The following is a 21,007-nucleotide window of genomic DNA, read 5'->3' on the forward strand; positions in this document are numbered from 1 at the left end:
GTCGAGAGTCCGTTCAGAGGCGGGGCAGGTAGCGGTCGAGCTCGAAGCGGCTGACCTCACGGCGGTAGTCGAGCCACTCCTGGCGCTTGTTGCGCAGGAAGAAGTCGAAGACGTGCTCGCCGAGCACGTCGGCGACGAGCTCGCTCTGCTCCATCACCTCGAGAGCCCGGCCGAGGGAGGCCGGCAGCGGGTTGATGCCCATCGCCCGGCGCTCGCCGTCGGTGAGGCTCCACACGTCGTCCTCGGTCTCCGGGGGCAGCTCGTAGCCCTCCTCGATCCCCTTGAGCCCGGCCCCGAGCAGGACGGCATACGCGAGGTAGGGGTTGCAGGCGGCATCGAGCGAGCGCACCTCGATCCGCGTCGACTGGCCCTTGTTGGGCTTGTGCATCGGGACGCGGACGAGGGCCGAGCGGTTGTTGTGGCCCCACGTGAGGTGGGCGGGCGCCTCGCCGCCACCCCAGAGCCGCTTGTAGGAGTTGACCCACTGGTTGGTCACCGCGGTGATCTCTGCGCCATGGCGCAGCAGCCCGGCGATGAACTGCCGACCGGTCCGGCTCAGCTGGTAGGGCGCACCGGCCTCGTAGAAGGCGTTGGAGTCACCCTCGAAGAGCGACAGGTGCGTGTGCATGCCCGAGCCGGGGTGCTCCGAGAAGGGCTTGGGCATGAACGTCGCGTAGATGCCCTGGGTGAGGGCGACCTCCTTGACGACGGTCCGGAAGGTCATGATGTTGTCGGCCGTGCTCAAGGCGTCGGCGTAGCGCAGGTCGATCTCGTTCTGGCCGGGCGCGCCCTCGTGGTGGCTGAACTCGACGGAGATGCCCATGTTCTCGAGCATCGTGATCGCGGCCCGGCGGAAGTCGTGGCCGGTCCCGTGCGGGACGTGGTCGAAGTAGCCGGCGTCGTCGACGGGCACCGGCCGACCGTCGGCGCCTCGCTCCTGCTGGAGGAGGAAGAACTCGATCTCGGGGTGCGTGTAGAAGGTGAAGCCCAGGTCGGCCGCCTTGGTCAGGGCCCGCTGGAGCACGTGCCGCGGGTCGGCGAAGCTCGGCGAGCCGTCGGGCAGCTGGAGGTCGCAGAACATCCGCGCCGTGCCGGGCGGGTCGCCGCGCCACGGCAGGATCTGGAACGTCGAGGGGTCGGGCTTGGCGAGCATGTCGGCCTCGTAGACCCGGGCGAAGCCCTCGATGGCCGAGCCGTCGAAGCCGATGCCCTCCGCGAAGGCCCCCTCGAGCTCGGCCGGGGCGACGGCGACAGACTTGAGGGTGCCGAGCACGTCCGTGAACCACAGACGCACGAAGCGGATGTCTCGCTCTTCGATCGTGCGCAGCACGAACTCTTCCTGACGGTTCATGTGTCGATCCTGCCGCATCGCTGTTTCGCCGACGTAAAGACACACGCGGTTCGAGACGCTCCCCGCGCGGGACCCGGCCGTATGCCGCTCAGCCGCCTCAGCGGCATACGGCCGGCTCGCGTCGTGGCCGGGACGGGTGGTCCACGGACGAGGCGGGCCCCCGGGGAGTGACTCCCCGGAGGCCCGCCTGCCGTGCCGTGCGTTCAGGTCACTTGAACTTGACCATGACCTGCAGCTCGTTGCCGCCGTCGACCGTCTTGGCGACGGTCATCGTCGTACCGGAGCCGGCCACCTTGGTGGACGCCCACGGGTTGAGCGAGGTCCAGTAGGCCGTCGGGTTGGAGTCGTCGAACGTCGGGATCGCCGGGCTGGAGGGAACCTCGGTGGCGACACCGTTGCGGTGGAAGGTCACCGTGTCGGTGGCCTCCTGCCCGAACGTCGCGTCGAACGGCTGGCGCCGGTTGCCGAGCCGGGTCTTCGAGCCGTCGGCGTTCTTGAGGTAGATCGGCGCCGGGCGGGCGTCGACCGGGAGCACCTCGCCGCCACCGGGGTGGGAGCTGGTGTTGTTGTTGGTGTACTCGCCATTGGCGAACCAGACGAGCAGGCCGTTCTGGTAGGGGAAGCGCTCGACCATGTCGGGCTGCGTCGTGCCCCAGCCGAAGTTGTACGGACCCGTGCGGAGCGTGTCGTCGTACCCGCTGTAGACGCGGTTCTCGGCGTAGTAGACGTCCTGGACCGTCTTGGTCGTCGTGCCGTTGATGATCGAGAAGCCCTTGGCGGTCCACGCACCGGCACCGCCCTCGACGTCGTCGACCGCACCGGTCACGCCGTCGACGGTCACGGCGACGTCGTCGATGAAGGCCTCGCTGGAGACGCCGCCGTCCGTGGCGACGCGGAAGCGGAACTGCACCGAGGCACCCTTGTAGGCCGAGAGGTCCCACGTCGTCTGCGTCCACGCGAAGCGGCCGTCGATCGGCGAGCCGATCTGCTTCCAGTTCGCGCCGCCGTCGGTCGAGACCTCGGCGTAGAGGTAGTCGTAGTCCTTCTCGAGGTTGCCCTGGACCCACGCGCTGACCGACGCGGACGTCGTGGCCCCGGTGAGGTCGACCGTTCGGGCGAGCGTCGAGCTGAGGTTGTCGTCGAAGCCGCTCCACCACTCGGCCGTGCCGGAGTGCGGGGTGTTGCGCTTGGCGGTCACCGTGCGCTCCGGCAGCGGGACGACGAGGGCCTGGTAGTTGGTCCGGTTCGCCTGGTTGGCCGCGCCGAGCTTGACCGTCGTGTCCTGGCCGTAGGGGACGACCTTGTAGTCGAGCCAGCCGAGCTGGAGCTTCTCCCACGCGCCCATGTAGCCGGGCGTCGTGCCGATGGAGTCGGTGCCGTGGTTGAGCCACGAACCGCCGCTCATCAGGGTCCAGAAGGCGGTGCTGTTGTCGCCGCCGGCGGTGTCGTAGAGGTCGGGCAGGCCGAGGTCGTGGCCGAACTCGTGGGCGAAGACGCCGAGGCCGCCGTTCTCGGGCTCGGTCGTGTAGTCGCCGATCCAGATGCCCGAGTCACCGAGCGGCACGCCGCCAAGCTTGTTGAAGCCGGGGCCGGTCTGACCCACGTCGGTGGAGTAGGCGTACCAGCGGTGCGACCAGATGGCGTCGGCGCCCTGGGCGCCGCCACCGGCCTCCTCGCCCTCACCGGCGTGGATGGCCTGGAAGTGGTCGATGTAGCCGTCGGGCTCGTTGAAGTTGCCGTCGCCGTCGTAGTCGTAGCGGTCGACCTTGTCGAACTGCGCGAGGTAGGCCTTGATCTCGCCTGTGGTCTTGCCCGCTGCGACCTGGGCGTTGTACCAGGCGGTGGCCGAGTCCTTGATGTAGTTCCAGTAGCCGTCGGCCTCGCTCGTGCCATCGGTGACGTTGCCGTCGTCGTCGGTGGCGGGGTTGTGGCCGTAGCGGGCCTCGTTGTACGGCACCGTCACCCAGTCGGACACGTCGCCCTTGGCGAGGAAGCGCCCGTTGGACTGCTTGCGGTAGAAGTCCTTGAACGACTCGCCGTCACCGAACATGAGGTTCTGGTAGTGGTCGCGGTTGAAGTCCTTGACCCAGTAGGTCGAGTTGTCGTCGGTCGGGCTGCCGTCGAACGTGCGGTCGGGTGCGGGGATCTGGTTGTGGACCGGACCCGACGTGCCACCCTGCGGCGCCTTGGTCTGAGTGCCGAAGTCCGTGAGGATCGTGAAGATGTCCTCCTCGCGGTTGACCGGGTAGTCGATGTACTTCGACTTGCCGGACTTGCCCTTGACCTCGATCACGCGGTTGCCGTTGATCGTGGTCGTCGCCGCCTGGCCCTTGATGAGCTTGGTGACGGCGTCCTTGCGCTCCGCGGCCGCAGCCTCGGCGAGCGGGTTGGGCAGGTTGTCGGGGCGGGAGGCCTGGGTCGCCGCAGGATCACTGCTGACCGGGGCCGCGCTGCTTGCCTGAGCCTGCATCGGAGCCGTGAGGCCGGTGACGACGAGCGCCCCCACGGCCAGACCCGACACAGCGCTCCACTGGCGCTTGTTCAAGATACGTCCTCCTGGTTCAAAGCGCGCCGGACCCGGCGCCTCGCGTATCTGAACACACAACTCACATGAAATGTGGGGAAAATTCCCATTTTTCTCACAAGGTGCGGAATCGCCGATTGTGTGCACACTGCCGGCGCTCCGGGCCGACGGCGCCCCGCCGCCGACAGCGCAGGGCCGGTCTATCATCGGCGCCATGAGCGACGACGCGACCGAGCAGGCCGAGCAGCCGAACCCCTACGGATCGGGTCCTCGGGACGCCGGCGCGTCGTCGCCCGCCACTCCCAGAAGGGTCCGCATCCCGCACCTGCAGGCCATGAAGGAGCAGGGCCGTCCCTGGGCGATGCTCACCGCCTATGACATGTATGCCGCCGAGATCTTCGACGAGGCAGGCATCCCCGTCCTCCTCGTCGGCGACTCCGCCGGCAACAACGTCTACGGCTACGACACGACCGTTCCGGTGACCCTCGACGAGCTCGTGCCCCTGGTCCGCGCGGTCAGCCGCGCAGCCCGCCGCGCCCTCGTCGTCGCCGACATGCCGTTCGGCTCCTACGGCGGCTCACTCCAGCAGGGCTTCGACAGCGCGGTCCGATTCATGAAGGAGGGCCTGGCCCATGCGGTCAAGCTCGAGGGCGGAGAGCCGATGGTCCCCCTCGTCCGGCTGCTGACCGACGCCGGCATCCCGGTCATGGCACACATCGGCTTCACGCCCCAGAGCGAGCACCAGCTCGGTGGCTATCGCGTCCAGGGACGCGGTGACGCCGCCGACCGGCTCGTCGAGGAGGCCCGAGCCCTCGAGGCGGCAGGCGCGTTCTCGGTCGTCCTCGAGATGGTCCCGGCTCCCGTCGCGGCGCGTGTGACCCAGGCGCTCACCATCCCGACGATCGGGATCGGGGCCGGTAACGTCACCGACGCCCAGGTGCTCGTCTGGTCCGACTTCGCCGGGCTCCGCGCGGGCCGGACCCCCCGCTTCGTCAAGAAGTACGCCGACCTGCGCGGCACCCTTCTCGACGCGGCCAGGACGTATGCCGCCGAGGTCGAGACGCGCGCCTTTCCCGACCCGGAGCACTCCTTCGAGTCGTGACCGCAGGGGTCAGGGCTCGGCGACGGCGGGCCCGGCCCCGGTATCGGGGGTGAAGGCGGACCGGCCGAGCCGGGCCACCAGCTGGACCCCACCGAGCAGCGTCACGCCGGCCATGAGCCCGAAGATGGTGCGATAGTCGAGCACCTGGACGAGCGCTGCGCCGACGGCTAGCGAGACCGCCTGCGGCGCGCCGAGGATGACCTCGAGGGCGGTGCCCACCCGGCCCATGAGCCGCTGCGGCGTGCGTCGCTGGACCAGCGTCGTGTACGCGACGAAGAGCACCGGGATGCTGAAGCCGAGGAGCACGACGGCGACGAGGAGTACGGCCGGCGCCGAGGCCGTCGCGACGACGGCGAAGGAGGACCCGAGGAGCGCGAGGCCGATGGCCACCGTGCCCGGCTCGCTGAAGCGACGGACGATGCGCGGCACGGCGAGACCCCCGGCGACCGCACCCACGCCCTCGATCGCGACGAGGACACCGGCGAACTCGACCGGCCGCCCAAAGGCGTCGAGGACGGCATACAGGCTGGCCTCCGCGAACCCGAGGACGAGGAGCATGGTGGCGAACGCGACGAGCACGTGTCTGAGGACGCGCTCGCCCGCGAGGTGGCGTGCCCCTGTGCCCAGCTCGGCCCAGTAGTCGCCCATCGGCTGCTCGCGCGGGTCCGGCTCCTCGACGGGGATCCGGGCGATGAGCAGGGCCGCCACCGTGAAGGACAGCGCGTCGATCACGGCCACGGCGCCGCCGCCCAGGCCGCCGAAGATCGCGGCGCCGACGAGCGGCCCGACGAGTCGGAGCCCCTCCCTGACCGTCCGGAGCGAGGCGTTCGCGTCGACGAGCTCGTCCTCCGGGACAAGGAGCTTGAGGAGGCCGTTCAGTCCGGCAGGCAGCACGACGAAGGAGACGCCGTAGAGGAAGGCGACCGACCAGATGACCCACACCTGGCCGGCGTCGCGGACGAACAGGAGCGGCAGGAGCATCACGGCCGACGCGAGGTTGCCCCAGACGAGGAGCGGCCTGCGGCGGACCCGGTCGATCGGGCCCCCGAGGAGCGGCGCGACGAGGGACGGCAGAACCATCCAGAAGAAGGTCAGGCCCGCCTTGGCGTTGGAGCCGGTGAGCTCCTTGACCCACATGCTGAAGACGAGCAGCATGACCGAGTCGCCGAACATCGACGTCGTCGTGCCGACGAACAGCATCGGAAAACCGTTGTGCCTGAAGGCTCTTCGCATCGCCCTGGCCGACCGCTCAGGGACCGGTCAGGTCACGGGTCGCCGCGTCCGGGCCGCACGACGCTGCCCCTGTCACCGCCGGGCTGAGGGCAGGCGGCGCGTCAGTCGTCGATCTCCTCGTCGTCCCAGGTGGTGGAGCCCCTCTCACGCCACGCACGGTCGTCGGCGTCCCACTTCTCGGTGTTCTCGCGCGCGTGGACGAGGGCGTGGCGCGCCTCCTCCTCCGTGGCGTACGGTCCGAGGACCTGCTCGCCGCGACTGCGGTTCTCGTCGGTCTCGACCTGGCCGGTGTCGACGTTGTACCAGAAGCTCATGACGCACTCCCCTTCCGATGGGCCACGGCCCGCGCATCCCTCATGGACGCCCGCTCCGGACGACCTAGACTCCACCGTATGCCGCTGCTCCACGCAAGTGTGTCCCCGCACCCCGTGACTCCCCGCCGACCGGTGCCTGCCTCGATCGAGCGCCCGCACTACGTCGATGTCGCCAACCCGCGTGAGGACGGCGACACGAAGATCAAGGACGCGGAGACGATCGAGAAGATGCGGATCGCCGGCCGGATCGCGGCCCAGGCGATGGCGGCGGCCGCCGAGCGGATCGCGCCCGGTGTGACCACTGACGAGCTCGACGCGGTGGCGCACGAGTTCATGCTCGACCACGGCGCCTACCCGTCCACGCTCGGCTACAAGTCGTTCTCGAAGTCCGTGTGCACGAGCGTCAACGAGGTCATCTGCCACGGCATCCCGGACACCCGCCCCCTCGATGAGGGCGACATCGTCAACATCGACGTGACGGCCTACATCCACGGCGTCCATGGCGACACCGACGCGACCTACCTCGTCGGCGACGTCGACGAGGAGTCCCGCCTCCTCGTCGAGCGCACCCACGAGGCGATGATGCGCGGCATCAGGGCCGCCCGCCCCGGGCGCGCGATCAACGTCATCGGCCGGGTCATCGAGAGCTACGCGAAGCGCTTCGGCTACGGAGTCGTTCGCGACTTCACCGGCCACGGCATCGGTACGGAGTTCCACTCCGGGCTCATCGTGCCCCACTACGACGCAGCGCCCCACTACGACACCCTCATCGAGCCGGGCATGACGTTCACGATCGAGCCGATGCTCAACCTCGGCACGCCCGAGTGGGAGATGTGGGACGACCGGTGGACCGTCGTCACGAAGGACCGCAGGCGCTCGGCCCAGTTCGAGCACACGATCGTCATCACCGACGACGGCAACGAGATCCTGACGCAGGCCTGAGCCCTCCTCCAATATGGTGCTCGCGAGCATCACCCCTACCCCGGCGCACCCGGGACCCGACCAGGAAGCAGGCACAATGGGCAAGAAGGGCACGCCCCTCGGCATCGACATCGGCGGCAGCGGCATCAAGGGTGCGCCCGTCGACCTCAAGCGGGGCGAACTCGCGGGCGAGCGCCTCCGGATCGACACGCCGAAGCCGGCGACCCCGGACGCCGTGGCCGCGGTCGTCGACGAGATCGTCGACTACTTCGCCGACGTCACCGACGACTCCCCCATCGGCGTGACCGTGCCCGCCGTCGTCATCCGCGGGACCGTGCTCTCCGCCGCCAACATCGACCCCGCCTGGGTCAACACCGACGCCGAGGCGCTCATCAAGGAGCACACGGGCCGGTCGGTCACCGTCCTCAACGACGCCGACGCGGCGGGGCTCGCCGAGCTCTACTACGGCGCGGCCAAGGGGGTCCAGGGGCTCGTCATCCTCACGACCCTCGGCACCGGCATCGGCTCGGCGATCATCCACGAGGGCCGTCTCGTCCCCAACTCCGAGCTCGGCCACCTCGAGATGGACGGCCACGACGCCGAGGACATCGCCGCGTCGTCGCGCAAGGACATCGAGAACCTCTCCTGGGAGGAGTACATCGAACGCCTCCAGCGGTACTACTCGATGCTCGAGCGCCTCTTCTCCCCCGATCTCATCATCGTCGGCGGCGGGATCTCCAAGGACTCCGACGACTTCCTGCCGCACCTTCGCCTCCGGGCCCCGATCGTGCCCGCCCAGCTGCGCAACCAGGCCGGCATCATCGGCGCGGCACACCTCGCGGTCGACCTCGCCAAGAAGTGACGGACGGCCGCGGGTCCCGCCCGCGGCCCCTCACCCACCCGAGGCGCCGGGCACCCGGCGCCTCAGAAGGTGGTCGACTCGCCGTCGCGCAGGTCGGTGTACGTGAGTCCCTCGACGCCCGAGAAGTTCTCGATGTGGCCGGCATACATCCGCCGGCCGACATCGGACAGCAGCGCGTCGTGGATCGGGGTCATCGCCCTGGGGGCGATGCGCGCGACGAAGGCGATCGAGTCACGGCTCGCGGCCCAGGGCGCGTTGAGCGGGTGCGCGAGGACGTCGACGGGGCCCGGCTCGGCGTCGTAGGCATCGCCGGGGTGGAAGAGCGACGGCTCGCCGTCGGCCCGAAGCACGACTCCGACGTTGGGGATGCGCTCCATCGCCGGGTGGTTGAAGGCGTGCAGCTCCCCGACGGGGTGGACCGTCACGTCACCCACCTCGAACGGCTCGCCCTGCCTCGTGGGTCGGGCCGGCAACCCCTCCTCGCGCAGCTTCTCCGCCGTCAGGGGGTCGGTGTGCACGCTCGCATTCGGGTTGTCGCGGACGACGCGACCGGCCGGTCCGGGGTCGAAGTGGTCGGGATGGTTGTGCGTCACGATGATCGCGTCGAGGTCCCGCAGGTCCTCGAAACCGGACGAGAAATTGCCCGGGTCGATGAGAATCCTCCGGTCGGCGATCGAGACGAGGAGGCAGGCATGTCCGAGGTGAGTGACGCGCACCAGCCCAACGTAACCCAGGCGGCCGCCGGTGCGAGCCCCTGACGCGGCGCGGCTCACGGTGCCAGACTCGTGGCACGGCGGGCCGAGGGGTCCGCCCCGGCGCGAGGTGGTGTCGATGGACGAGGAGCACGAGCAGCCGTCCGACGGCGACCTCGAGCTGCTCCGAGCCTACGAGCCGGTGCTCCGCCTGACGCGCGGCGAGTACTTCGTCCCGGTCGCCGTCGAGGGGTTCGTCCGGCGATCGACCCTCTGGCTCGAAGGTCCGGACGACCGGTCGACCGTCGTCGCGTCTCCGGGGGCCCTGACCCTCGATGCACTGGCGCGGATCGGCGCCGGGCGCGACGGGCCCGGGCTGTCGCTCAGCGACATCGGCGACCCCAGGTCGTTCTGGGAGCGCATCGGGTCGTGGTTCCGCCGGGGGCGCCGACCGCGGTTCCGCGCCGGCAGTCGGCTCGCGCAGGTCGGGCTCCTCGGACGAACCATCGACACCCTGAGCCGCCTGTCGCTGCTCGTGCGAGGCGCCGTCCCGGGCGGGAGCGCGAACTCGTCGCTCGCCGCGCAGACCGACCACCTGCGTCCCGACCGCGCCACCTACTACGGGCGCGTTCTCAGGGACGGTCCCTGGATCGTGTGCCAGTACTGGTTCTTCTACGCCTTCAACAACTGGCGGTCCGGCTTCTCCGGCGTCAACGAGCACGAGGGCGACTGGGAGCAGGTGACGATCTACCTCGACGGATCCGGACCCGTCGACCCAGAAGGGCTACCGCCCCCGCGCTGGGTCGTCTTCTCCGCCCACGACGAGACGGGCGACGACCTGCGCCGCCGCTGGGACGACCCGGACGTGACCGTAGTCAACGGTCGCCACCCGGTCGTGTTCGTCGGCGCCGGATCCCACTCGGGCGCCTACCTGCCCGGCGACTACCTCATCACCATCGTGCCGCCCTCGTGGGGCGGCATCGTCCCGGGCGTCCGGCGCCTCGCCAAGGTCTTCACCCCGTGGAGCCGGGCGGCGCAGGGCTCCGGGCTGGGGATCCCCTACATCGACTACGCCCGGGGCGACGGGTCCTCGATCGGCCCGTGGCAGGAACGCACATGGTCGGCCGTGCACATCGACGAGGACACCCCGTGGGTCCGCGACTACCGGGGTCTCTGGGGCCACGACACCCGCGACCGCCTCGGTGGTGAGCGTGGGCCGGCCGGCCCCCGCTACGAGCGCAACGCCACCGTGCGGATGTCGTGGGGCGACCCGGTCGGCTGGGCCGGGCTCGCGAAGGTCGCCCCCAACCCGGTCGCCGAGGAGAACCTGATCAGGCGGCGGATCGCCGACATCGACGAGCAGCTCGGCCAGGTCGAGGCGGAGACCGAAAGGGCCGGCGACTCCCTCGCCAGCCGGGCCGCGGGCCTGGGCGCGGCGAGCCCCGCCGTGCGCGCCCTCGAACCCGACGAGCGACAGCGAACCGCCGCGCGTCTCGAGGCGGTGCGACTGCGCGACGAGCGGTCCCGCCTCGAGAGGGCGCTGCGCGACGGCCTTCCCCCGAGCGACCCCCACACCCACCTGCTTCATCGCCGGCTGCCGATCCACGCGAGCGAGCGCGGCCGAGCCCGCGTGCTCGGCGCCTGGTCGGTCATCAGCACGCCGCTCGTCGTGTTCCTCATCGCGGTCCTCTTCAACCCGGACACCTACCAACGCTGGGCCTATGCCGTCGGGCTCATCGTCATCGTGCTCTCCGTGGAGGCCTTCACACGCGGCTACTTCCTCGCTTTCATCGCCAGGGTCATGGCCCTGACCCTCGTGCTCAACCTGTTCGACCTCTATCTCGGCAGCTGGCAGATCGTCTCGTACTGGACGCTCGTGGGCGTCGCCATCGTCATTCTCGTGATCAACCTCCGCGACGCCCTGCGCCGCTGAGCCGCCCGCTTCTCCGCGACGTGACGGAGGACGGCCGGCGCGCTCAGCGGCATACGGGTCGAAGGCGCGTCAGGAGTCGATCGTCGACATGTCGCCGTAGCGCGCACCCGCGACCGCGTCGCGCGGCACCGCCGCCTCGAGTGCTGCGAGGTCGGCGGCGCCGAGCCGCAGTCCGGCCGCGCCGACGTTCTCCTCGAGGTAGCGCACGCGCTTCGTCCCGGGGATCGGCACGATGTCCTCGCCCTGTGCGAGGACCCAGGCCAGGGCGAGCTGTCCGGGGGTGACGCCCTTGTCCGTGGCGAGGTCTCGCACCCGGGCCACGAGGGCGAGGTTCACCTCGAGCGCCTCACCCTGGAACCGCGGGAAGTAGGCGCTCCGGCGTGAGTCGTCCGCGTCGAGGTCGTCGGGCGAGGCGATGGCACCCGTGAGGATGCCGCGGCCGAGCGGCGAGTAGGGCACGAGCCCGATGCCGAGCTCGCGCAGCGTCGGCAGGATCTCGTCCTCCACGTCCCGGGTGAACAGGGAGTACTCGGTCTGCAGCGCGGTGATCGGGTGCACGGCGTGCGCGCGGCGGATCGTCTCCGGGGACGCCTCGGAAAGGCCCAAGTAGCGGACCTTCCCCGCGGTGACCAGCTCGGCCATGGCCCCGACCGTCTCCTCGATCGGCACGGTCTTGTCGACCCGGTGCTGGTAGTAGAGGTCGATGTGGTCGACGCCGAGCCGTCGGAGGGAGGCGTCCGCGGCCGCACGCACGTACTCCGGGCGACCGTTGATGCCGAGTCGCGTGCCGTCCTCCGCCCGCTCGTTGCCGAACTTCGTCGCGAGCACGATGCCGTCCCGGCGACCGGCGATCGCCCGGCCGACGAGCTTCTCGTTCGTGAAGGGTCCGTACATGTCGGCGGTGTCGAGGAAGGTGACGCCGAGCTCGATGGCCCGGTGGATCGTCGTGACGGCCTCCTTCTCGTCGCCGGTGCCGTAGAACTCCGACATCCCCATGCAGCCGAGCCCGAGGCACGACACGGTCAGGGGCGCGACGGTGCCGAGGGTGCGTGCCGCGAGCTCGCTCGGGGTGCTTCCGTGGGTGGTGTTCTCGTTCGTCATGAACTCGAGTCAACGCCTTCGAGCGCGCTCGAAGTCAAGGCCCCTCCGACGCGCTCAGGCCGGGCGGCCGAGGCGCCCCCGGTAGATCCCGATCTTCTCGTCGATCGCCCCGAGGTGGTCAGTCACGGCGGCGAGCTGCTCGAGGACCCGCGACCGGTGCGCCTGCAGCAGGCCCAGGCGGGACTCCTCGTTGCCCTCCCCCCGACGGCACAGGGCGGCATACTCTCTCATCTCGCGGATCGGCATGCCCGTGGCGCGCAGGCGGGTCAGCATCGTGACCCAGGCGAGGTCGGCGTCCGTGTAGACGCGGTGCCCGGACGCGGTCCGTCCCACCTCCCGGAGCATGAGACCGTCGCGCTCGTAGTAGCGCAGGGTATGGGGCGTCAGCCCGGTCCGCGCGGAGGCCTCCGCAATGGTCAGTCCGGCCCGCGCAGCAGTCGTCCGTGCGGGCATCGGCGTCGTCGTGGTCACCGACCGATGATGCGCCTGCGGTCACCCACGACGTCAAGGCGGGGTACGGGCTGGGGCACGGGCACGGGAAGGGACACAGGCAGGGGGACGGGCAGGCGCGTGGCGCAGGGCACTGCGCGTGTCTCGCCGTTCTGCACTGAGCAGCGCCGCGCCTCTGGCATGTTGGCGGTAGCACCCGGGCTGAGGAGAGCTCCATGTCGCAACACCGCAACGCCACCGTCGCGTCGAGCGCGGCCGCCGCCTCGACCACGGTCCTGCTGACCCTGGCCGCGGGCCAGTTCCTCATGACGCTCGACAGCTCGGTCATGAACGTGTCGATCGCGACCGTCGCCAACGACCTGGGCACGACCGTGAGCGGCATCCAGACGGCCATCACCCTCTACACGCTCGTCATGGCGTCCCTGATGATCACCGGAGGCAAGATCGGGGCCATCCTCGGCCGCAAGCGCGCCTTCGCGATCGGGTGCGTCGTCTACGGGGCCGGGTCGCTCACGACCGCCCTCGCTCCCAACCTCGGAGTGCTGCTCCTCGGCTGGTCCCTCCTCGAGGGGCTCGGCGCCGCTCTCATCATGCCGGCCATCGTCGCCCTCGTCGCCTCGAACTTCGCTCCCGAGGCCCGCCCCCGGGCCTACGGCATCGTCGCCGCCTCCGGGGCGATCGCCGTCGCCGTCGGACCCCTCATCGGCGGCCTGCTCACGACGTACGCCTCGTGGCGCTGGGTCTTCGCGGGCGAGGTCGTCATCGTCGCGATGATCGTGCTCTTCGCCCGGCGGATCGTCGACACGCCCCCCGACAAGGAGGCCAGGCTCGACCTCGTCGGGACCGCGCTCTCGGCGCTCGGCCTCGGCCTCGTCGTCTACGGCATCCTCAAGGGCGGGACGTGGGGCTTCGTCCGGCCGCGGCCCGAGGCACCGTCGTGGCTCGGGATGTCGCTGGTCGTGTGGATGGTCGTGGCCGGCGGAATCGTCCTGCGGGTCTTCATGAGCTGGGAGACGCGACGCCTCGAGCGCGGCGAGCAGGCGCTGCTCGACCCGAGCATCCTGCGCATCCGACAGCTCCGTGGCGGGCTGGTCGCCTTCTTCTTCCAGTTCCTCCTCCAGGCCGGCCTCTTCTTCGCGGTGCCGCTCTTCCTCTCGGTCGCCCTCGGGTTGTCCGCGATCGACACCGGGCTGCGGATCATGCCCCTGTCCATCACGCTCCTCGCCGCAGCGCTCGGGATCCCGCGCTTCTGGCCGAAGGCCTCGCCGCGCCTGGTCGTGCGCATCGGCATCATCCTGCTCCTCACCGGGATCGTCGTCCTCGCAGGCGCCCTCGAGCTCGGCGTCGGCCCGGAGGTCGTGACCGGTCCACTGCTCCTCGCCGGCCTCGGCATCGGGGCGCTCGCCTCTCAGCTCGGCGCGGTCACCGTGTCGGCGGTCCCCGACGAGCAGAGCCCCGAGGTGGGCGGGATCCAGAACACCGTCACCAACCTCGGTGCGTCGATCGGGACCGCCTTCATCGGTGCCGTTCTCATGACCGTCCTCACGGCGTCGTTCTTCACGGGCATCAAGGACAACCCGGCCATCCCCCCGAGCCTCAGCTCACAGGCCCAGGTCCAGCTCGACACGGGAGTGCCCTTCATCCCCGACTCCCAGCTCGAGGCGGCCCTCGCGGAGGCCGGGATCACCGGCGAGACCGCCACGGCGATCGTCGACGAGAACACGCAGGCGCGGCTCGACGGCCTCCGTGCCGCGCTCATCGTCCTCGCGCTGATCGCCCTCGTCGCCCTCTTCTTCACGGGCTCGATACCGGTTCGCCCGCCCGGCCGCCCCGAGTCGTCCTCACCCAGCGAGGCACCACTCGATCGCCCCACGACGGATTCGTGACAGCGGGCTCTCCGGATCCACGTGGTGCCCGCTGAGGGGAGGGAGTGCGCTACGTCTGCTGAGGCGTCCACGCGCGCGCCGGAGCGACCGCGTACTCCGGGGCCAGCGTGGTCGGCTTCGGCTGCCGGCGCCGCCTGATCACCTTGCCGAGCTCCACGACAACGGGCAGGACGAGGGCCAGCCCCGCGCAGGCGAGCCACTCACTCAGGGTCAGCGGCGTGGTGAGCAGGCCGCTCTGGAGCCCAGGGAGCTGGGTGGCCAGGAACGTCATGCCGAGGGGGATCAGCCCGATCGCGAGAGCCTTGGCGATCGGCGGTGTCAGACCGCTGGTCGGGTCACGTCGGTTGACCACAGCGTTGAACGTGGTCCCCAGACCCATGACCACGAAGGTCATCGTCATCGACACCGTGGGATGCGTGGCGCTCGGTTCGTCGGGGCCGGCCACCAGGGGGACCACCGCGGCGACGAACAGCACGAAGGCGTAGACCACCCACATGAGCACCGCCGGCCGGTTCGTGATCGGCACGGCAGGGTCCCGCGGGGGACGGTGCATGACGTCGGGGTCCCCGGGGTCGACGGCGATGATGATGACGCCGACCGCCGTGGCGAAGAACAGCAGGAACAGCACCATGGACGGCGTCATCGCCACACCCTGGTTGATGTTGAAGGCGGTCGCCGCGAGGAAGAGGAAGACCAGGGACAGCAGTTGGGTCATCTGGTAACGCACGTACGAGACGACCTTGTCGTAGACGCGCCGTCCGATCTCCACGGCATGGACGAGGGTGCCGAAGTTGTCATCGGTGAGCACCATGCGCGCCGCCTGCTTCGTCACCTCACTCCCACTTCCCATCGCCACGCCGATGTCCGCCTGCTTGAGTGCGGCCGCATCATTGACGGCGTCGCCGGTCATGGCCACGATCAGGCCGACCTCCTGCATCGCCCGGGCCAACCGGAGCTTGTCCTCGGGCGTCACCCGTCCGAACACGTGCAGGTCCGGCAGCCGTCGCTTGAGGTCCTCGTCGCTGAGGGCCTGCAGCTCCGTCCCGCTGATCGCGCCGGGACCCAGGCCGAGGTCCTCCCCGATCGCCTGGGCGGTGACTGCGTGGTCACCGGTGATCATGCGGACGTCGATGCCGGCCGTGAGCGCCGTCGTGACCGCGCTCCTGGCCTCGGCCCGAAGGGGATCGATGATGCCGGCCAGCCCGACGAAGGACAGTTCATGGGTCAAGGACATGGGGTCGTCGGTCATCGTCGTCAGCTCGTCGTCAGCGACGAGTCGCGCGGCGAACGCGAGGACGCGCAGGCCCTTCTGCCCCATTCGCATGTTTGCCTCGGTGATGCCGGACCTCGCCTCGGCGATGGGGACCTCAGACCCGCTCAGAGGCCCTCCGGCCGCAGTGCACCGGGCGAGGACGACGTCGGGGGCGCCCTTCACGAGCTCGATGACATGCTCCACCCCGTCGACGCGAACCCGGTGGAACGTTGCCATGAACTTGTACTCGGAGTCGAACGGGACTTCGGACAGCCGCGGATAGGCACGCCGCGTCTCCTCGGCATCGACCCCCAGCTTGGCCGCGAGGACGACGAGGGCCGCCTCGGTCGGGTCGCCGATCACCGACCCGTCGTCGCCCACCACCGCGTCGCTGTCGAGGGCCAGGCCCAGGGCGAGCCGCGAGAAGTCGGGAACAGGGATGCCCGCCACCGACCGGATCGCGCCGCTCTTGCGGTAACCCTCCCCGTCGACGGTGAACCAGGACCCCGCGGCGTAGAGCGTCGAGACCATCATCTGGTTCAACGTGAGCGTCCCGGTCTTGTCGGTGTTGATCGCGCTCGTCGCGCCGAGGGTCTCGACGTCCGTCAGGTTCTTGACGACCGCCTTCGCCTCGGCGAGCTGCTTGGCACCGAGCGACAGCAGCCCCGAGACGAACGCCGGCATACCCGTCGGGATCGCCGAGATCGCCATCGCGGTGCCCAGCAGGAGCAGGTCCTTGCCCGGGATTCCCCGGATCAGGCCGACCACCACGATGACGGCAACCGCTCCCCACGCGATGACACCCAGGACCTTCGTCAGCGAGTCCAGCTCCCTCTGCAGGGGCGAGCGGGTGCGCGTCACTGACGTGAGCATGGTCGCGATCCGCCCCATCTGCGTCTGCATCCCGGTCGCCGTGACGACGATGGTGCCCGTCCCCCGGGTGACCGACGTGTTCTGGAACAGCATGTTCGTCCGGTCGCCAAGGGCCACGTCGGCAGAGGCCAGCCGACCCGAGTCCTTGGGGATCGGCGCGCTCTCGCCGGTGAGTGCCGCCTCCTGGGCCTCGAGGGTCGCGGACCGGACGATGCGTCCGTCGGCGGGCACGATGTCGCCGGCTTCGAGCTGGACGATGTCGCCGGGAACGAGGTCGGTCGCGGCGATCATCGTCACGTCGCCGTCTCGGACCACACGCGCCTGCGGCACCTGCATCTTGGCGAGTGCGTCGACGCTGGCCCGGGCCGTCAGCTCCTGCCGCGTGCCCAGTCCGACGTTCAACAGGATGAGCAGGGCGACGATGACCCCGGTGGATATCTCGCCTATCAGCAGGCTCACCACGACGACGGCGACCAGCATGATGTTCATCGGATCACGCAGCTGCACGGCGGCGATGGCCCACACGGACGGCTGCGGCTCGGCGGCGATCTCGTTCGCGCCGTACGCCGAGAGCCGGCTTGCCGCCTCGGACGCCGTCAGCCCGGAGGCCGTGTCCGAGCCCGCTGCCGCGACGACCTCATCGGCGTCGAGCGCGTACGGAGAGGGCTCCGCGCCCGTCGGCTTGACTCCCATTGCCTTCTCGCTCACGAGTCGTCCCCCTCCACATCGGCTTCCGCCGGCCTCCTCGGCGGCGGCGAACGTGTATCACTTCGCAACATAGCGGCTGTGCCGCCTCTTCCGGTCGGCTCGACGAAACCGGCGGGGGACGCAGACGAGGCGTATGCCGCCGAGCGGGCCCAGCGGCATACGCCCCCTCTCGGAGGGGCGGGGGCTCAGACCGACGCGGCGGCGCGGAGGATGGCGTCCGCGGAGACGTCGATGTCGTGCTCCGTCGTCGTCCCGTTGGAGACGGAGACGCGCATGAGGCGGTCTCCCCGCCACGTCGTCCCGCCGACCCAGCATGTGCCGTCGCGCTGGACCGCCTCGATGATCGCGTCCGTCCGCGACGGGTCGCCGAAGCTGACGAGCACCTGGTTGAGGACGACGTCATTGTGGATCGTCGCTCCTCCGGCCTCGAGACGGGCGGCCATGCGCCGGGCGAGGTCGCAGCACCGGTCGACCAGCTCGGTCACGCCGTCGAGGCCGAGGGACCGGAGGGCCGCCCACACCGCGAAACCCCTCGCCCGACGGGACGACTCGGGGACGAGGTCACCGAGGACGAAGTCGGATGTGCTTCCCGAGCCGACGAGGTACGACGCCGAGTAGGACATCGCCGCGGCGTGGTCGGCGGGGTACCGGCAGAACGCGAGACCACTGTCGTAGGGGACGTTGAGCCACTTGTGGGCGTCGGTGCCCCACGAGTCGGCCTCCCCCACTCCTGCCACCTGGTCCGCGGTCCGCGGGCTCGCGGCGGCCCACAGACCGAACGCCCCGTCGACGTGGACCCACGCGCCGTGGCCGCGGGCCACCGGGATCGCGTCCTCGAAGCGGTCGCTCGCGCCTGTGTTGACGTTGCCCGCCTGGAGGCAGACGATCGTCGGCTCGCCCGGCTCCGCCTCGAGGACGTAGCGCAGGGCGCCCACGTCGATCGAGCCGTCCGGGGCCGCCGCGACGAGCTCGAGCGAGCTCGTCCCGAAGCCGAGCAGCCGCAGGGCCCGGTCGATCGTCGCGTGCCGTTCCTCGCCCGCGACGACCCTGATCCGTGGCGCTCCGAAGAGCCCGTCACGGGCGACATCCCATCCGACGTTCGCGAGGACCCGATGGCGTCCGACGGCGAGACCGACGGTGTTGGCGGCCTGCGCGCCCGTGACGAACCCGGCACTGGCGTCCGACGGCAGGCCGAGGAGCTGCTTGAGCCACGTGGCCGCCGCCCGCTCGGCGCCGGCCGCCGCGGGCGAGAGGACCTCGTTGTAGCCACACTGGTCCCAGCCCGCGGTGAGGATGTCGGCGGCCGTCGCCGCAGCCGACGCGCCGCCGATGACGAAGCCGAAGAACCGCGGCCCGGTCGTGCCGACGAGCCGTGGTGTCGCGGCCGCGACGAGCTCGTCGACGACCTGCTCGGCGGGCATCGCGTGGCGCTGCAGCGGCATGTCGAACGGCGGACCGGACTCGACCGTCTCGGGCTTCGGGGCGACCGGAAGGTCGCCGACGACACTCCGGTAGTGCGCCGAGGCGAGGGCGGCCTGCGTGAACACCTGCGTCAGATCGACAGACATAGGTGAAGCCTGCCCCGCGCGGCCTCCGGTCCGCAGCGGAACCCTTCAGGCCGTTCGCTCTCGCCGGACCTGCGGACCTCTGCCAAGGCCCGCGAACCCGGGCCCCGCCGCTCAGCGGCGGGCCTCCACGGGCTTCAGACCGCCGTCGCTGGGCGCGCCATGGCAGTCGGCCCAGCCCCGGCCGCTCCCGCACGGGCACGGGTCGGCCGGCGCCCGGCGAGCGTCCCGGGCGGCATACCACTCCCGGACGCCGGTGGCGTCGGCCCCCTGGGCGAGCAGCGCGGCCATGACCTTCATCGGCCCGTCGACGTGGCGGAAGAACCGCTGGTAGCCGGCGCAGAGATAGTGCAGTCCCGACTCGCCGTCCGATGTGGTCAGGAACCGGTCCTTTGGGCAGCCGCCGTTGCAGGCGAAGCGGACATCACATGAAAGGCACTGGGCCGGCAAGGAGTCGAGCTTGGCGCGACCGAACTCCTGCTGCCGCGGCGAGGTCGCCAGCGCGAGCAGCGGTCGGCCCCCACGGATGTTGCCGAGCAGGTAGTCCTCCTCGACGTAGTGGTCGCACGCGTAGAGGTCGCCGTTGTGCTCGAGCGCGAGCGCCGAACCGCAGGTCCGCGCGTGGACGCACATCCCCACCTGGTCGAGACCCATCCAGTGCGCGAGGGCCGTGTCGAACATCTGGACGAAGACGTCCCCGACGTCGTGGCGAGCCCACTCCTCGAAGACCTCGACGAGGAACTGGCCGAGCTGCTCGGCACCGACCGTGCGGTGGGTGACGAGGTCACCGGCCTGGCGGTAGAGCGGCCGCTCGCCGTGCCTGCGGCCCCAACCGGTCGCGGCGAGCGGAAGCTGCTCGGCCGTCACGCGCTCCACGATCGGGATCAGCTGGACGAACTCCGCGCCGAGGTCGTCCCGCAGGAACGTGTAGACCTCCCGGCCGTGGTCGCCGTTCGCCGCGTTGACCGTCGTCAGCGCGTTCCAGTCGACTCCGTGCCGACGCAGGACCTCGAGGCCGCGCAGGACCCGGTCGAAGGTCGGCTTGCCTCCCTTGTCGACCCGGTAGGCATCGTGCAGGGCGCGCGGGCCGTCGATGGAGATCCCGACCAGGAAGCGGTGCTCGTGCAGGAACTCCCCCCACTCGTCGTCGAGGAGCGTTCCGTTGGTCTGGATCGTGTTGAGGATGGTCTGTCCCGGGCGCCGGTGCTCCTCCTCGAGCTCGACCGTCCGACGCATGAAGTCGAGCCCCATCATCGTCGGCTCACCCCCCTGGAAGGCGACCACCACCTCGTCGGGGCCCGTGTGGGCCTCGAGGAGCTGGGCGATGTAGGCCTCGTGGACCTCGGGGTTCATGCGGAAGTCGCTGCCCGGGTACAGCTGGTCCTTCGACAGGAAGAAGCAGTACTCACAGTCGAGGTTGCAGACGGCTCCCGTCGGCTTCGCCATGACGTGGAAAGCCGAGGGAGCCGTGCCGGTCATCGTCGACTCTCCGTCTCGTCGTCGCTTCGTGGGTGCGCGAGTCGCCGCGTCGGTCGTGGCTGGTCAGCCTCGACGGTCGCGGCGGTCGTCACGGCGGTCCTCACGACGGTCGCTGCGCCGGTTGACCCCGTGTGCGACCACTGCGGCCGTTCCGACGACTGCGGCGGTCCGAGCCACCGGTGCACCGATGACGCCTCGCCGGGCCCTGCGTGCTGCGAGTGGCATGTCAGATCTCCTCTTCCTCTTCGCTTGCCTCTTCGGCCTCGATGGCGGCCAGCAGTGCCTGGATGGGGATGCGGCCCGTGGCGACGAGCTGACCGCCGGCCCGGCGCACGGCCGAGCCGAAGGGCGCAGCCCAGGTGTTCTCCCAGACGAGCAGGGCCGCCGTGCTGCCCGGCTCGATGGCCTCGGCAACCGCTTCGACGTCCTCGGCGCCGAGGAGTCCTGCCAGCTCGGCCTCGTACAGGCGCAGCGTCCCGATCTCGCTCTCGTCGAGGTCGCTCAGCTCGTAGACGTCGAGGCTGCCGTCCTCGGCCTTCTTCATCAGCAGCAGGTCGAGCACGCGGATCGTGCCGGCCTGCACCAGCTCGTCGAGCGCGGGTGCGATCTCGCCCCGGAACCTGCTGCCGGGGAACTCGACCACGAGCCAGTCGACGGGGCCGAGCTCGTCCACCGACTCGGTGGTCTCGTGGGTCATCTGGTCACTCATGTCGTGCCCTCCCGGTATCACGCGCCGGGTCCGGACGCAGACCCGGCATCCA

Annotated in this window: 16 protein-coding genes; 5 read left to right on the plus strand and 11 right to left on the minus strand. The window is 70.4% G+C overall.

The features are described 5' to 3' along the window. Positions 1-13: 13 nt before the first annotated feature. Positions 14-1,351, minus strand: coding sequence for a type I glutamate--ammonia ligase (gene glnA / locus N865_RS09945; protein WP_034804973.1), 1,338 nt, complete (start codon positions 1,349-1,351; stop codon positions 14-16). 208 nt (positions 1,352-1,559) lie between these two features. Beyond that, positions 1,560-3,896 (minus strand): immune inhibitor A domain-containing protein, encoded by a 2,337-nt coding sequence (locus N865_RS09950; RefSeq protein ID WP_322786058.1) that lies wholly within the window; start codon positions 3,894-3,896, stop codon positions 1,560-1,562. A gap of 193 nt (positions 3,897-4,089) precedes the next feature. Here N865_RS09950 and panB point away from each other — a divergent pair, with 193 nt between their 5' ends. Then, positions 4,090-4,977: a 3-methyl-2-oxobutanoate hydroxymethyltransferase gene (panB, locus tag N865_RS09955; protein ID WP_034804974.1), complete on the plus strand. Its 888-nt coding sequence runs from the start codon at positions 4,090-4,092 to the stop codon at positions 4,975-4,977. Between the two features lie 9 nt (positions 4,978-4,986). On the opposite strand, the gene N865_RS09960 is transcribed toward panB, so the two are convergent. Together N865_RS09960 and N865_RS09965 are read right to left on the minus strand one after the other, a co-directional pair. After that, positions 4,987-6,210 carry an MFS transporter gene (locus N865_RS09960; RefSeq protein ID WP_051510426.1) on the minus strand — a complete coding sequence of 408 codons (1,224 nt, stop codon included), beginning with the start codon at positions 6,208-6,210 and terminating at the stop codon, positions 4,987-4,989. A 101-nt stretch (positions 6,211-6,311) separates the two neighbouring features. Then, positions 6,312-6,524, minus strand: coding sequence for a hypothetical protein (locus N865_RS09965; RefSeq protein ID WP_034804975.1), 213 nt, complete (start codon positions 6,522-6,524; stop codon positions 6,312-6,314). Positions 6,525-6,602: 78 nt separating this feature from the next. On the opposite strand from N865_RS09965, the gene map reads away from it, so the two are divergent. Both map and ppgK read left to right on the plus strand, forming a co-directional pair. After that, the gene (map, locus tag N865_RS09970; protein WP_084328117.1) at positions 6,603-7,466 is read left to right on the plus strand and encodes a type I methionyl aminopeptidase; all 864 of its coding nucleotides are present in this window, start codon (positions 6,603-6,605) and stop codon (positions 7,464-7,466) included. Between the two features lie 76 nt (positions 7,467-7,542). Continuing rightward, positions 7,543-8,307, plus strand: coding sequence for a polyphosphate--glucose phosphotransferase (ppgK, locus tag N865_RS09975; RefSeq protein WP_034804978.1), 765 nt, complete (start codon positions 7,543-7,545; stop codon positions 8,305-8,307). A 62-nt stretch (positions 8,308-8,369) separates the two neighbouring features. Here ppgK and N865_RS09980 read toward each other — a convergent pair whose 3' ends face one another. Further along, positions 8,370-9,023 carry an MBL fold metallo-hydrolase gene (locus N865_RS09980; protein WP_034804981.1) on the minus strand — a complete coding sequence of 218 codons (654 nt, stop codon included), beginning with the start codon at positions 9,021-9,023 and terminating at the stop codon, positions 8,370-8,372. Positions 9,024-9,138: 115 nt separating this feature from the next. Here N865_RS09980 and N865_RS09985 point away from each other — a divergent pair, with 115 nt between their 5' ends. Further along, on the plus strand, positions 9,139-10,932 hold the full coding sequence (locus N865_RS09985) for a hypothetical protein (protein ID WP_034804983.1): 1,794 nt from the start codon (positions 9,139-9,141) through the stop codon (positions 10,930-10,932). Between the two features lie 69 nt (positions 10,933-11,001). Here the strand turns inward: N865_RS09985 and N865_RS09990 are convergent, their stop codons facing one another. Both N865_RS09990 and N865_RS23030 read right to left on the minus strand, forming a co-directional pair. Continuing rightward, complete coding sequence (locus N865_RS09990; protein WP_034804987.1) at positions 11,002-12,033, minus strand: aldo/keto reductase; 1,032 nt, start codon at positions 12,031-12,033, stop codon at positions 11,002-11,004. 54 nt (positions 12,034-12,087) lie between these two features. Beyond that, positions 12,088-12,504, minus strand: coding sequence for a MerR family transcriptional regulator (locus tag N865_RS23030; protein WP_322786059.1), 417 nt, complete (start codon positions 12,502-12,504; stop codon positions 12,088-12,090). 194 nt (positions 12,505-12,698) lie between these two features. Between N865_RS23030 and N865_RS10000 the strand changes: the two genes are divergently transcribed. Continuing rightward, entirely contained in the window at positions 12,699-14,369 is a 1,671-nt protein-coding gene (locus N865_RS10000) for an MFS transporter (protein ID WP_051510427.1), read from the plus strand. Between the two features lie 49 nt (positions 14,370-14,418). On the opposite strand, the gene N865_RS10005 is transcribed toward N865_RS10000, so the two are convergent. The 4 genes from N865_RS10005 to N865_RS10020 all read right to left on the minus strand — a co-directional run bounded on the left by N865_RS10005 (position 14,419) and on the right by N865_RS10020 (position 20,955). Continuing rightward, a complete protein-coding gene (locus tag N865_RS10005) occupies positions 14,419-17,202 on the minus strand; it encodes a cation-translocating P-type ATPase (RefSeq protein ID WP_245603719.1) in 2,784 nt (927 codons plus the stop codon). Positions 17,203-17,387: 185 nt separating this feature from the next. Next, positions 17,388-18,770, minus strand: coding sequence for a pyridoxal phosphate-dependent decarboxylase family protein (locus N865_RS10010; RefSeq protein WP_034804991.1), 1,383 nt, complete (start codon positions 18,768-18,770; stop codon positions 17,388-17,390). A 111-nt stretch (positions 18,771-18,881) separates the two neighbouring features. Further along, the gene (locus tag N865_RS10015; protein WP_211244886.1) at positions 18,882-20,213 is read right to left on the minus strand and encodes an anaerobic sulfatase maturase; all 1,332 of its coding nucleotides are present in this window, start codon (positions 20,211-20,213) and stop codon (positions 18,882-18,884) included. Between the two features lie 259 nt (positions 20,214-20,472). Then, positions 20,473-20,955 (minus strand): DUF6325 family protein, encoded by a 483-nt coding sequence (locus tag N865_RS10020; protein ID WP_034804993.1) that lies wholly within the window; start codon positions 20,953-20,955, stop codon positions 20,473-20,475. Between the last annotated feature and the right edge of the window lie 52 nt (positions 20,956-21,007).

It is taken from the genome of Intrasporangium oryzae NRRL B-24470, from assembly GCF_000576595.1.
GTDB classification, from domain to species: Bacteria; Actinomycetota; Actinomycetes; order Actinomycetales; family Dermatophilaceae; genus Intrasporangium_C; species Intrasporangium_C oryzae.